General features: G+C 32.0%; 14 protein-coding genes and 1 riboswitch. Of the genes, 12 read left to right on the top strand and 2 right to left on the bottom strand.

What is annotated here, in order from left to right:
- Positions 1–5: 5 nt before the first annotated feature.
- From OW730_RS21240 to OW730_RS21230, 3 genes are read left to right on the top strand one after another with little or no spacing between them, the layout of a single operon-like run.
- Positions 6–1,490 carry a cobyric acid synthase gene (locus OW730_RS21240; RefSeq protein WP_271226050.1) on the top strand — a complete coding sequence of 495 codons (1,485 nt, stop codon included), beginning with the start codon at positions 6–8 and terminating at the stop codon, positions 1,488–1,490.
- Entirely contained in the window at positions 1,490–2,443 is a 954-nt protein-coding gene (gene cbiB, locus OW730_RS21235) for an adenosylcobinamide-phosphate synthase CbiB (RefSeq protein WP_271226049.1), read from the top strand. Before OW730_RS21240 ends, cbiB begins: the two co-directional genes overlap by 1 nt.
- A 36-nt stretch (positions 2,444–2,479) precedes the next feature.
- Positions 2,480–3,547, top strand: a complete 1,068-nt coding sequence (locus tag OW730_RS21230; protein ID WP_271226048.1) for a pyridoxal phosphate-dependent aminotransferase — start codon at positions 2,480–2,482, stop codon at positions 3,545–3,547.
- A gap of 40 nt (positions 3,548–3,587) precedes the next feature.
- Here the strand turns inward: OW730_RS21230 and OW730_RS21225 are convergent, their stop codons facing one another.
- On the bottom strand, positions 3,588–4,379 hold the full coding sequence (locus OW730_RS21225) for a lipoprotein (RefSeq protein WP_271226047.1): 792 nt from the start codon (positions 4,377–4,379) through the stop codon (positions 3,588–3,590).
- 88 nt (positions 4,380–4,467) lie between these two features.
- The gene (locus OW730_RS21220) at positions 4,468–5,199 is read right to left on the bottom strand and encodes a MerR family transcriptional regulator (protein WP_271226046.1); all 732 of its coding nucleotides are present in this window, start codon (positions 5,197–5,199) and stop codon (positions 4,468–4,470) included.
- A gap of 211 nt (positions 5,200–5,410) precedes the next feature.
- On the opposite strand from OW730_RS21220, the gene OW730_RS21215 reads away from it, so the two are divergent.
- The 9 genes from OW730_RS21215 to cbiT all read left to right on the top strand — a co-directional run bounded on the left by OW730_RS21215 (position 5,411) and on the right by cbiT (position 13,776).
- Positions 5,411–6,232: a TasA family protein gene (locus OW730_RS21215; RefSeq protein ID WP_271226045.1), complete on the top strand. Its 822-nt coding sequence runs from the start codon at positions 5,411–5,413 to the stop codon at positions 6,230–6,232.
- Between the two features lie 75 nt (positions 6,233–6,307).
- Positions 6,308–7,126 carry a hypothetical protein gene (locus tag OW730_RS21210; RefSeq protein ID WP_271226044.1) on the top strand — a complete coding sequence of 273 codons (819 nt, stop codon included), beginning with the start codon at positions 6,308–6,310 and terminating at the stop codon, positions 7,124–7,126.
- Positions 7,127–7,473: 347 nt separating this feature from the next.
- Positions 7,474–8,313 (top strand): hypothetical protein, encoded by an 840-nt coding sequence (locus OW730_RS21205; RefSeq protein ID WP_271226043.1) that lies wholly within the window; start codon positions 7,474–7,476, stop codon positions 8,311–8,313.
- 156 nt (positions 8,314–8,469) lie between these two features.
- Positions 8,470–8,668: riboswitch (cobalamin riboswitch) on the top strand.
- Between the two features lie 109 nt (positions 8,669–8,777).
- Positions 8,778–10,145, top strand: coding sequence for a cobyrinate a,c-diamide synthase (locus tag OW730_RS21200; RefSeq protein WP_271226042.1), 1,368 nt, complete (start codon positions 8,778–8,780; stop codon positions 10,143–10,145).
- Between the two features lie 117 nt (positions 10,146–10,262).
- On the top strand, positions 10,263–10,889 hold the full coding sequence (locus OW730_RS21195; RefSeq protein ID WP_271226041.1) for a precorrin-8X methylmutase: 627 nt from the start codon (positions 10,263–10,265) through the stop codon (positions 10,887–10,889).
- Positions 10,890–10,926: 37 nt separating this feature from the next.
- Positions 10,927–11,490, top strand: a complete 564-nt coding sequence (locus tag OW730_RS21190; protein ID WP_271226040.1) for a DJ-1 family glyoxalase III — start codon at positions 10,927–10,929, stop codon at positions 11,488–11,490.
- A 17-nt stretch (positions 11,491–11,507) separates the two neighbouring features.
- Positions 11,508–12,602: a cobalt-precorrin-5B (C(1))-methyltransferase CbiD gene (gene cbiD, locus OW730_RS21185; protein ID WP_271226039.1), complete on the top strand. Its 1,095-nt coding sequence runs from the start codon at positions 11,508–11,510 to the stop codon at positions 12,600–12,602.
- A gap of 2 nt (positions 12,603–12,604) precedes the next feature.
- The gene (gene cbiE, locus OW730_RS21180) at positions 12,605–13,207 is read left to right on the top strand and encodes a precorrin-6y C5,15-methyltransferase (decarboxylating) subunit CbiE (RefSeq protein ID WP_271226038.1); all 603 of its coding nucleotides are present in this window, start codon (positions 12,605–12,607) and stop codon (positions 13,205–13,207) included.
- Positions 13,207–13,776 carry a precorrin-6Y C5,15-methyltransferase (decarboxylating) subunit CbiT gene (gene cbiT, locus OW730_RS21175; RefSeq protein ID WP_271226037.1) on the top strand — a complete coding sequence of 190 codons (570 nt, stop codon included), beginning with the start codon at positions 13,207–13,209 and terminating at the stop codon, positions 13,774–13,776. The genes cbiE and cbiT overlap by 1 nt, the downstream gene beginning before the upstream one ends.
- Positions 13,777–13,901: the final 125 nt, after the last annotated feature.

Raw genomic sequence — 13,901 nt, 5'->3', positions numbered from 1 at the left:
TATTTATGGCTAAGATAATGGTTCAGGGGACAGCATCATCAGTAGGTAAGTCTATTCTTGTTGCAGCTCTTTGTAGAATTTTTAAGCAGGATGGATATAAGGTTGTTCCATATAAATCACAGAATATGTCATTGAACTCTTATATCACTTTAGATGGTAAGGAAATGGGGAGAGCTCAAGTACTTCAAGCTTACGCAGCAGGTATGGAGCCACAGGTGTTTATGAATCCTATTCTGTTAAAACCAACAACTGATAAAAAGTGTCAGATAATCGTTAACGGTAAGGTATGGGGAAATTCTTCAGCTATGGGATACCACAATATGAAGCTTGAGTTTAAAGATATGCTTAAAAAGGAATTTGATAAGCTTGAAGAAGAGTTTGATATTGTTGTTATGGAAGGTGCTGGAAGCCCTGCAGAGATTAATTTAAGAGACAGAGATATAGTAAATATGGGAATGGCAGAGCTTGTTGATGCTCCTGTTGTTCTTGTTGGTGACATAGATAAAGGTGGAGTTTTTGCATCACTTGCAGGAACTATGTTGCTTCTTAAAGATGAAGAGAAGAAGAGAGTTAAAGGAACTATAATAAATAAGTTCAGAGGAGATGTTGAGATTCTTAAGCCAGGACTTTCTATGCTTGAGGATGTTATTAATATTCCAACTCTTGGGGTGGTTCCATATTTCAGGTTAATGCTTGAGGATGAGGATGGAGCTATTGAATTCAACAAAAAGAAAAAGGATGGGGATATTGATATCGCTGTTATTAAGCTTCCTCACATTTCAAACTTCACTGACCTTGATGCTTTAACAATTGAAGAGGATGTATCAGTAAGATTTGTTACGAGAAAAGAAGAATTCGGAAATCCTGATTTAGTAGTAATCCCAGGAAGCAAGAATACTCTTGAGGACCTGTTATTTGTTAGAGAAAGTGGACTTGAGGAACTTATAAAAGAACATTCAATTGAGAAAAAGACAGTTGGTATATGTGGTGGATTCCAGATTCTTGGAGAAAAATTAAAGGATCCTTATGAAACTGAATCTACTGTAGGTGAAGTTGAGGGACTTGGAATACTTGATATTGAAACTATATTTGAAAAAGAGAAAACTATGACTAGAGTAAAAGCTACAAGTAATGTATGTAGTGGAGAAGTGTATGGTTATGAGATTCATATGGGACAATGTCAGTATGGAGAACATAGTAAATCAATGTTTGAAATCTATAACGAAAATGGAAAAGAAGTTAAGATTAAAGACGGAGCAATAAATGACAAAGGTAACGTAATAGGTACTTACATTCATGGTATCTTTGATAGCGTTAACTTTAGAGAGTATATATTAAATGAAATAAGAAAAGAAAAAGGTTTAGAAGAACGTAAGAGTAGAGCATATGAAAGTTTAAGAGAAGAAGAACTTGATAAGCTTGCTGACCTAGTTAGAAACGCTCTAGATATGGATGAGATTTATAAGATCGTAGGAGTTAAGAACAAATAATGTGGTACGTTATAGATGTTGTTATTGCGGTGATTATTGATTGGATAGTGGGAGATCCTTATGGGTTTCCTCACCCTATCATATATATAGGACGACTCATTAGAAAACTAGAGAAGATTTTCAGAAAGCTTGCTAAGAACGATAAACAGCTTAAAATATATGGTGGTTTTATTGTGATAATAGTTGCACTTGTAACTTATTCAGTTCCATTTATTCTATTATTCATAACAAGGAAGATTGGAATATTACATCATGCTCTGAATATTTTTATTCTATGGACAACATTAGCATGTAAATGTCTTAAGGTTGAAGGAATGAAAGTCTATGATGCACTGAAGAAAGATGATATTAAAGATGCAAGGTTAAAGCTTTCATATATTGTAGGACGAGAAACATCTCAGCTAAATTCTGACGAGATTATTAGAGCTGATGTTGAAACAATCGCTGAGAATACTGCAGACGGTGTTATTGCGCCATTATTTTATGCAATGATTGGTGGGGCGCCACTTGCTATGCTATATAAAGGGATAAATACAATGGATTCAACACTTGGTTATCTTACTGAGAAATATAAGCATATTGGGTTCTTCCCAGCTAAGGTGGATGATTTGTTTAATATTATACCAGCAAGATTATCAGGGATTCTCATGGCATTATCAGCTCCAGTGGTAAGAGGAAGTATATTCAATGGATTAAAGATAATGATAAGAGATAGAAAAAATCATAAAAGTCCTAACTGTGCATATCCAGAAGGGGCTACAGCTGGTGTTCTTGGAGTTCAATTAGGTGGAACAAACACTTATTTTGGAGAGGTAATATATAAACCAACTATAGGGGATAAGATAAAAACTTTAAACCTTGAGCATATTAAGGATACAGTGAAGCTTATGTATGGTAGTGAGATATGGCTTCTTGGAGTATATTTAGTAATATGCATTATCTTGTACAAGTAAAGATGACAAATGAGAATGAAAGAGGTGGCTGATTTAATGGTCCACGGAGGAGATATATATACTGAGGGTAAATTAAAAGGACAGGAACTTATAGATTTTAGTTCTAATATAAATCCTTTAGGTGTACCTGAGAGTTTTAAAAATAGCTTGGATGAGGCATTAAAAAATGTTGTTAATTATCCAGATATAAAATACAGAATGGTGCGAGAGGCACTAAGCAGATATGAGTCAATCAATGAAGAGTTATTTCTTCTTGGAAATGGTGCAGCGGAGATAATAGACCTTTCAATATCAACTTTAAAGAGTATACTAATACCAGCTCCTTCATTTGCAGAATACCATTTAAGTGCAGAAAAATGGGGAGTAGAAACTCAGTATTTTCAAATGGAACAGAAGAAGAATGAAGATGGAACATATTCATTATATATTGATTATGAAAAATTGAACAAGGACTTAGAAGGGGTAGATGGAGTTATCTTAGCAAATCCAAATAATCCTGATGGAAGTGTCCTTAATAAAGAATGTATAAGAAAAATTCTTGAATACTGTGAGAAAGCAGGGAAGAAGGTAATCATTGATGAGGCATTTATCCATTTTACTTTGCTAAAAGATCAATCTTTAGTTAAATGGGTGAATGAATTTAGCTGTCTTCTTGTGATAAAAGCTCTTACAAAATATTATGGTATGCCAGGAATTAGATTTGGATACGGAATAACAAGCTCAAAAGAGTTAAGAGATGAGATTTCGAAAAAGCAGAATCCATGGAACATAAATACCTTTGCAGTAGAAGCTGTAAAATCTGTACTCTTTGATGAGGATTATAATAGTAAGAGCATAGAGTGGCTAGAAAATACAAGGGCGCCTTTTATTAAGAGATTAATGGAATACTCCATATTCAATAAAGTATATAGAACATATGGAAATTATGTACTGTGTGAATTAAATGGAATCACATCAAAGGAATTCTATGATACTTGCCTTAAGAGAGGATTCCTAATCAGGAATGCAGATAATTATAGAGGACTTAGTAATTATCATATAAGACTTGCAATAAAAGACGAAGATAGAAATAATAAGTTATTTGAAATGTTAAAAAGTATCTAAAATAAAGCGGACAAACCATGGGAGGTTTGTCCAATTTTATTTATTTAAGATATTTATCTATAATGTAATCACGCCATTTTTTTTCAAATTCTACTTTATTAAAACCAAATATCTCTTCATAATTATCAGGTTTTTTTATTAACTCTATCAAAGTATCATACCCATATTTATCTACTATAAATTCAACCACAGTATAGCTGATATAAAAAGTACTTATTTCAATAGATGATGGAGATTCTAATTCAGTTAATTCCGGTATATTATCTTCTTTAAAACCTTCAGGAAATTTTATTTTAATCTGTCTTTCATATTGAGGAATCCCTAAAGATAACCATTTTGGTAAATTGCTATTAATTCTTTTAATAATAGCTCGAGTGAATGAATTAAAAGCTGCTTTGAGTATACTGTCATAATCATGATGTTCACCTGGATTTGAAGGTGATACTATGTGAATTTCTTTATAATTCATAAATGAAGATACAACCCAGCCTGGTGCATTAGTTAAATCTAGGCTTTCATGAAAAGACTCAACATCAGAATATATATATACATCAAATTTTTCTTCTGGATAAGTTTTATAAGTATCAGTTATTCTCTCATAGTTACCTTCCAATTCTTTAGTTAAATCATCAATTACCTGATTATCTTTATTAAATGAATAAAATTTAAAGTGATCACTTTCCTTTTGAAAAACCATATAATCTTCTGAACTTTCTTTGCTTTCAGTAACCTCTTGAGAGTTATTTGATACTGATTCATTAGCCTTATTATCTGTATTACTACATCCGCTAAGTGATAATAGTATTAACAATAGTATTAATATTTTTTTCATATTTGCGAAGTCCTCCTTAAATGTAATCATATAGAATGCAAAAAATATAACACTATTATACTATAATTTGTTAAAAATAAAAAATATATTAATTAATGAATAAATTTTCATGGTTGGAATTTATAGATTCTTTTAATTCAGTGATGATTTTCATAACTTTTTTATTATCATCAACATTTTCAATGCTTTGATTTTTAACAACAACATCTTTAATTACTATTCTATATTCATCATCTTTCAAAGACTCAACATCTCTTATCCTGATTAATGGCAGTTCTTTGTTAGTAGTTTTTTCAATTTGTTTTCTATATTCTTTTATATTATCAATTAATTCTTGAGCATATGGCACAATATTTATGCCAAATTCAAGAATAATCATATCACCTGCATATTGATTCATGTGTATTCTCCTTTCTATATTTTTATGAATGTATATTTGTTCTCTTATAACTTGATAAAAATTTATACTGCTTGTACCTTGTTTGTTTTTAATTTTGAGAATTGAAGAAATTAATTCTTTACTGGCATATAAGTTATCTATCTCATTTTGAATTTTAATTAGCTTATCTTGCAGCATATTATCTATAAATTCTTCATCCTTAGATAGTATAATTTCTCTGATTTCACTAATTTGAAAATTTAAACTTTTTAAAAGAATTATTTGCTCCAGTCTACTTAATGATTCATTATCATAGTATCTGTAATTGGAATCTTCCTTTCGTATAGTTGATAGAATTCCAATTTCTTCATAATATCTTAAGGTCCTTTTAGTGATACTGTATTTAGTTGCAACTTCTTTGATTTTTAGTAATTTATCCATGGTAGTAATTCTCCTAAAAGGTTAATTGTTATTTAGTTTATTTAAGATGCGCCTCTTAAATATATTATAAAGGTTCACGTGACGTGAATGTCAACATTTATTCTTTAATCTTTATCTTTCACTTTCACATAAAATTTTCATTTAAAGGAATATTAAATATGAAATATAAGTAATTAATTTTTTCAATAAATTTTAGAAGTAGGTGTTTTATATGAAGAAAAGGACTCTTTTAATTTTACTTTTAGTAGGTTTTCTTGCTTTAGCAGGAATAGGATATGGAACTTTTGCCTTCTTTACTGCAGGTGCAACAAGTGAAGAAAACGAAATTTCCAGTGGAACTCTTACAATGAGTGCTAATGGAGAAACAGAAAACTTCAGGTTTGATATTGCAAGTACAAAATTAGTTCCAGGTGATTATATTACAGTTGGAGAGAATAATACTGCGGATATTGAGATTCGTAATACAGGAACCCTTGATATGGTTTATATAAGCAACTTTAAATATTCAGATGGAAAAGATAGTAACTTTCTCAGTAATGGATTAGTTTTTGAGAATCTTTCAAGGACAGTTAGAGATAAGGATGGAAAGGTTCTGTCAACTACCTTCTATGTAAGGGATTTTGCATTGGCATCTCCTATTGGAGCTTATGTGAATGATATAGATAAGTATGATCTTAAGGGAGAGTTACTTGCTATGAATAATAGACCTGCTGATGAATTAATAAGCATAAGAGAGTGGATAGAATTCTGTGCCACTAAATCTGCTGCTCTTGAAAAGGTTTATGCTGGAAAGCTTGAGCCAGGGCAAAATGAAACATGGTCTATGAAGATTAAATTCCATGAAAAGTGTGGTAATGAGTACAATATCAAAAATGGATTCAATATTTTCTTAGATTATGGAGCTGAGGCAACACAAAATAGAGTTGATGCAATAACTAGTATGCTGCTTGCACAGAAAGTTGTGAAGTTGGATTTCAATAATGATGATGGCAGTTTTGATGAGATAGCAAGAGAGTGGAAGGATACTTTTTAAATCAAATAATAAACAATAGAGAATAAAGAAGAAATTAACTAAGTAATCAAAAATAGTTTTTTAGGTGTGGTTAATATGAGAAGAGAAAAGAAATTTAAAATAATTATTATTTTATTGGCTACAATTGTAATAGCACAAAATATTGACTCAACTTATGCTTGGTTTATGAAGAATATATTTAGTAAACCTACAACTATTAAAACTGGTGATCTTAAAATAAAGGTAAACGATGCTAGACAGGATTTTACTATTAACATAAATCCTAATGAAATATTTCCAGGAGACTATCTTTCTTTAACAGAAGATAATACTATTGAATTTGAGATTGTTAATGAAAGCAGTGTTCCTATTGTTTATAGCAGTGGTTTCACTTATAGTGGAGAGGATACCTTTATATTAAATGGATTTATAATTGAAGATGTAATAAGAGAAGTATATAATACACAGAATAAGTTAGTTAAACAAAAAAAATACTTTAATAAAAAAAGACTTATTGGGGAATTCTCATATATTAAAGATCTTATAGATACCTTTAACATTAATGGAGAAAATGGTGCAGACAGTTTAATAAGTTTAAAAGAAATACAGAATGTATATGGATGGATGTTTGGAAATTTCAAAGGATATACAACTGGCATGTTAAAACCGGGATGCAAAGAAGTGTGGAAATATAAGATTAAATTCCATGAAAATGCTGCTTCATCTAAGTATATTGGTAAGAGCATGCCTATTCAATATAAAGTATACAGCGGACAGAACAATCTTCAAACCTTTAGAAATATATCAAGAAGTTATATTATTAATATTCCTGAAGATGTATCAGAACAGTATTTTAATACAGCTACGGATTGGTTATATTATTCTATAGAGAAGGACTTTTTTTCTAAGCAGTAAGAGATTAAGAGAGAAAAAATTAAAAACATAGTTGACGGTTGACAGTGGACAGTTGACAACGGATGATATTTCACTCCGTGAAATTCTAATATTATTTTTTTATTGAAAAATAAAAGGTTTATCCGTTTGATTTACATGAAACATTGTATTTTAAGCACAATATTTTATCCAAGGATAAAATGAGTAAAAACCTCTTGTCCTAAAGAACAATAAAATGTAGGTTCTGACTTAGGTCAGAAGCATCCTACGTTGTCCATTGTCCACTGTACACTGTCAACTTCTTATAAGGTTTTTAATTCTTTATGTGCACCCATGGGTGCCTTATTTCTAAAGAGGGGTGATTATGAATGATTATAGGAAAAAAAGCAAGAAGAACAGCTGTTGTAGGAATAATTATTTTGAGTATAGTTATCATCATAATCACTGCTAGAACTACAACAGCTTGGTTTACATCAGAGATTTTAAGTGAAATTTCTAAGATAACCAGTGGAACAATGAATGTGATAGTGAATGATAAGAGCAAAAATTTTGATTTGAATGTTAAAACTACACATATATTTCCTAATGACTACATTGGATTAGCTGATGATAATTCTGTTGTGGTTAATATTAAAAACAATGGAAGCATACCAATATTCTATACTGGTAACTTTACTTTCAGTAAAAAAAACAAACTAAGTTATGGTCTGTTTTTTGAAGAGTTGAAAAGAGAAATTTTTAGTCCTTCTGAGGAACAAGTAATGGAAGAGGTATACATTTTACATAGCAATGTAACTGAAAAATATAAGTTGATTGGAGAAAAGATTGATATCTTTGATGTTAATGGGAAGAGTGTTAAAGGTGGAGATGGAGTTATTAGTTTAAATGAATGGTGCGAAATAAGTAATACAATTGCTGCCTTAAACAAGGGATACTGTGTTGGAGTATTAAAACCAGGATACTATGAAAAATGGACATATAAAATTAAGTTTCATAGAGATTGTTCTTATACACCCCATGGGGGAAAGAGTCTTCAGTTAAGATACAAAGTAAACAGTACTCAGTTTAATCAAGATGCTGTTAAGGAATTAATTAAAAGAAATAAGATCATTAATGTCCCTAAAGATATGAGTGAGGAAGACTTTGAGAAGATGGCCTATTATTGGGTTAATTCTATTGCTGTGGAGTATCTTGAAAAGCAGAAATAAAAAGTTGATTGGTAATTATTTTTGTTTTTAATTGCAATGAGAGTTCATTTCGCCAAATCAGTTGTTTTGACATTGGAACAAGATTGTAATAGTTTTTAAAAATTATGGTTTATTTTGTAGAAATATTATATAATATAGATAATGATTATTAGTGAAAAATTAATTAAAAATCTAGGTGCCCATATGGGTGAAAAGGGAATGTGGTGAAAATCCACAACAGCCCCCGCTACTGTAAGTGAGGACGAGCCTTCATATCCATTTAGAATTGATTCAATAGAATTTGAGTATATTCTGAAGAAGGAGAAGGGGAGGGTGATTCACAAGTCAGGAGACCTGCCTAGTAAATTAAGCATAAGATTTCGGAGGGAAATTCTTTTTTACGGACTTTCTCTGCCCTTTTTGAGAAAGTCCTTTTTTATTTTAACAAATTAATGTGCTTTATAAAAAAATGAGAGGTAAAGATTATGAAGGGATTGATTATATCTTCAAATGGTAGTGGTGGTGGAAAAACTACATTTACCATGGGAGTATTAAAGGCTCTCGTAAACAGAGAGGAAAAGGTTCAAAGTTATAAGGTTGGGCCAGATTATATAGATCCAGCTTTCCATAGTATGATTACAAGTGAACCATGCAGAAATTTAGATTTATATCTAATGGGAGAGAAAGGAGTTAAATATTCAATCTCTAATGGAAATAAGGATTATGCCATTATCGAAGGAGTTATGGGTTTATATGATGGTAAAGGGATTGATGAAGAGTATTCAACATATCACCTTTCCGAGACTTTAGGTTTGCCAATCCTTCTTGTTTTATCCCCAAAGGGTGTCTCTACGACATTATGTGCAGAGATTATGGGGCTTAAACAGTTTAGGAATGCAAATATTGCTGGAGTTGTATTAAACGGTATTTCAGAAAGTTACTATAAATTATTAAAATTATCAATTGAAGAGAATTGTGGCATAGAGGTATTAGGATATATTCCTAAGGATGATAGATTAAAGCTTGGTTCAAGGCATCTTGGCCTTATTCAGAGCAGCGAGATTGAGGATATTCAGGATAAAATTTCACTATGTGGAGAATTGGTAGAAAAGCATGTTGATGTAGACAGGATTCTTAGTATTTCAAAGGAATGTAAGGAATATGATGTTGAATATGACTTTAGTGAGCTTGAAGGATTGAATCTAAAAATTGGAGTTGCATTAGATAAGGCATTTAGTTTCTACTATAAAGATAATCTTGATATTTTGGAGAAAGCAGGTGAAATTCATTATTTCAGCCCGTTAAATGATAAAAGTCTCCCAGAGGATATTGATTTTCTATATTTAGGAGGGGGATATCCAGAGGTGTTCAGAAGTGAACTCGCTTCAAATGTGGAGTTGCTTGAGGATATTAAGAAAAAGCTTGATTCAGGACTGCCTTGTTACGCTGAATGCGGTGGGTTAATGTATTTAACCCAAGGTATAGATAGTAAAGAGATTAAAGAGTTTGAGGATACACAGCAAACCTATTCTTTGGTTTCATTTTTAAATGGTAAGTCCTTTATGACTAAAAGACTTCAGAACTTTGGTTATGCTGCTGTTAATGTAAGAGAGAAGTCGCCATTACATAAGAATGAATTAAGTATTAATTGTCATGAGTTCCATAGATCTTATGTAGAGCTTCAAGAAGAAACAGCTTATGATGTGGAGAAGACAAGTATCTATGGTGACATAAAAAAATGGAAATGTGGGTATGTAAAGAATAATACATTAGGGGCATATGCTCATATTCACTTTCTAGGAAATGAGAGATTTATTATTGAAATGCTGAGTAAATCAAAGAATAGAGAATAAAGAGAAAAGAATAAATATTGAGGATATTCTTTATTCTTCAGAATATCATAATTTGATTTTTATGAAAAAGAACTTAATTAATTGAAAAAAATTTAATAAAAACAAGGGGTAAGAGATATGGATTATATTAAGAAACCAATGGGTATTGAGGTTAAGAGTTTTGAGATAATTGGTGAGGAAATGGGTCCTCATAGTTTTAATGATAGAGAATTGACAATAATAAAGAGAGTGATCCATACCACTGCTGATTTTGAATATAAGGATATAACGTATATTAGAGAAGGTTCTATTGATGCTGCATGTGCTTTGTTGAAGGAAGGTATTAAGATTTATACTGACACTAAGATGGCTTTATCAGGAATGAATAAGAGAGCTCTTAAGAAATTAGGGTGCGAGGTTGTTTGTTATGTAAGTGATGAGGAGGTTGCTGAAGAGGCTAAAAGAAGAGGAATTACTCGTTCAATGGCTGGGGTTGAAAAGGCTGTTGAAGAGGGGATTCAATTCTTTGTGTTTGGTAATGCTCCAACGGCTTTATTCAGACTTAAAGAGTTAATGCTTGAAGGAAAAGCAGATGTTAAATTTGTTATTGGTGCTCCAATAGGATTCGTAGGAGCTGCTGAGAGTAAAGAAGAGATTGAAGAGATGGATATACCAATGATTACTGTTAGAGGAAGAAAAGGTGGAAGTACTGTTGCAGCTTCAATTGTGAATGCTTTAATGTACATGAACGTAGACAGAGACTAAATTAATTATATATTTTTTCTTGAGAGGAGGAAGAATGATGAAAAAGGCTGTTGTATTTTTAGCTGAAGGGTTTGAAGAGATTGAAGCTTTGACAGTTGTTGATGTTTTAAGACGTGGTGGAGTTCAGTGTTTAATGTGTTCATTAGATGAAATTATGGCTAAAGGAGCACATAATATTGAAATAAAAAGTGATTTAACTTTAGAAAGTTTCAATGATGAAGAATTTGATGCAGTGATTTTACCAGGAGGTATGCCTGGTTCTGAAAACCTTATGAATTGCGAGAATGTTAGAAATACAGTTATTAAGTTTAAAGAACAGAATAAACTAGTTGCTGCTATATGTGCTGCACCTATGGTTTTAGGTGACTGTGGAATATTAGAAGGTAAAAAAGCTGCATGCTACCCTGGATTTGAAGGATATTTAAAGGGAGCAGAAGTTAAGGAAGATATAGTTGTAGAGGATGGAAATATTGTTACAAGCAGAGGCCCTGCAACAGCAATCTATTTTGCTTTGAAGTTAGTTGAAAAACTTCAAGGAAAGGAAAAGGCAGAGGAACTTAAAAAGGGTATGATGCTAGAGTTTGTTGAAAATACTCTTTAAGGGTAAAGGATGATTTTATGCTAGATTTATATATAAATAGTGGTGGTAAAAAACTAAGATGTGGATATACAACAGGTTCCTGCGCAGCAGCTTCTGCTAAAGCTGCAACAGAAATGTTATTTGAAGGCAGTGAACTTAAGAGTATAGAGATAGATACACCTAAAGGAATTAGACTTACAATACCTATTGAGAAAATTAAGGTTGGAGAAGGGGTTGTTGAATGCTGTGTTTTAAAAGATGGTGGAGATGATCCTGATATAACTAATGGTATTGAAATATGGGCAAGAGCTGAGATTAATGATAGTGAGTACGAGCTAAAAGGGGGAAAAGGTGTAGGCGTTGTAATGGGTGAAGGATTATATGTACCTGTTGGAGATCCTGCGATAAATCCTGTTCCACGTAAGATGATAAAAAAAGAAGTTCATGAGGTTCTGCCTGAGGGTAAAGGTGTGGCAATAACCGTTTTTGTTCCTGAAGGAGAGGAAATTGCTAAGAAAACTTTTAACCCAAGGCTTAATATTAAAGGTGGAATTTCCATCTTAGGTACAACAGGGATTGTAGTTCCTATGAGTGAAGAGGCTCTAAAAGGTTCGGTTGAACTTGAGATACAGTCTAAGTTTAAACAGGGAGTAACAGAACCTATACTTGTTTTTGGGAACATGGGTGAAAACTTCTGTGAGAAGATGGGCCTTGATAAATCAAAATGTGTTGAGATGTCAAACTTCGTTGGTTTTGCACTGGATACATGCAGAGGATTAGGAATAAAAAAGGTTACCATTGTAGGTCATATAGGTAAGATGTGCAAGATATCTATGGGCTGTTTCCAGACACATTCACGTGTCAGCGATGTTAGATTAGAGAGTTTGGCATTGGAACTTGCCTTGAATGGTGTTGATACTTCCATCGTGAAGGATATTTATGATGAGAAGACAACAGAAGGTGCAGTTAATAAGCTTCATGAGAAATACGAAGATAAATATAATTTCATATATAAGAATATTTGTAAGAAGATTCAAAGAAGAATTGAGATATATAATTATGATGAGATGAAATGTGATGTGGCAATCTTCGCAATGAAAAGAGGGCTACTATACAGCACAATGGAGGGATAGATATGGTTACTATCGTGGGTATCGGGCCAGGTGCTAGAGAATATATTATTCCTTTAGCCATTGATGTGTTAAATGAAAGTGATGTAATCATTGGGTTTGAAAGAGCACTTAATAGTATAGATTTTATAGAAAAGAACAAGAAGTGTGTAACTAGTATATCTACTATACTTGAAGAGGTTAAAGAATACAAAGGTAATGTTGCTATAGTGGCATCAGGAGATCCTTGTTTTTATGGAATTAGTGATTATTTAAAGAGAAACTTGCATGAGGAAATCAGGATAATTCCAGGTATAAGTAGTTTTCAATATCTTGCGTCAAAGAAAGCTATTCCTTGGCACAATGCTCATGTAAGCAGTATGCATGGTCGAGAAAATAACTTTATATATTGTGTAAAGGACAAGGAAACTTCTTTCTGGTTAACAGGTAAGAAGAATACTCCTGAGATGTTATGCAGAGAGCTTTTTAACAATGAAATTAAATGTAGTGTTATTGTTGGAGAGAATCTATCCTATGAAGATGAAAAAATCACAGAGGGAAGACCTGATGAACTTATGAATAAAGAGTTCTCATGGCTCAGCGTTGTGGTTGTTAGGAGAGAAGTCTAATGAGAATTTTAAAAGATGATGAATTTATAAGAGCTAAGGTTCCAATGACAAAGGAAGAGGTTAGAACCTTAAGTCTTGTGAAGATGGATATTAAAGAAAATAGTAGAATTCTTGATGTTGGAGCTGGGACAGGTTCAGTGAGTATTAATGCTGCGGTGAATTGTCCAAAGGGAGAAGTAATTGCAATAGAGAAAGAAGATAAAGCAGTTGAGCTTATCAAGTTAAACATAGAGAAACTAGGGATAGATAATATGAAAGTTATCCATGGGATGGCTCTTGAAGAGATTAAAGCTCTCAGTGGAAAATTTAACTCCATATTTATTGGAGGAAGTGGTGGAGAACTAGAGAAAATAATTGATGAATGCTATGAACTGCTCCATGAGGGAGGAAGTATAGTATTGAACTTCATCACACTAAGTAATGCTGTTAAGGCTATGGACAAACTTGAAGAAATAGGTATGGAATATGAGTGTGTTCAAGTAGCTGTAAATAGAATAAAGGGTAAGAGTAAAATGATATTGGCTAACAATCCGATTTTTATTATCAACGGAATGAAAACCAAAGAATAAAGAATAAGGAATAAAGAACAAATATTGTTGATATTCTTCATTCTTCAGAATATCTTATTTTAGTTTTAAAAGATTTATAAACATAAGAACATATTGATTAAAGATATGCTTAAGGAGGAAAAGAT

This window comes from Oceanirhabdus sp. W0125-5 (assembly GCF_027938815.1).
GTDB lineage: Bacteria > Bacillota > Clostridia > Clostridiales > Clostridiaceae > Oceanirhabdus.
This window is presented reverse-complemented; position numbering and strand designations above follow the sequence as displayed.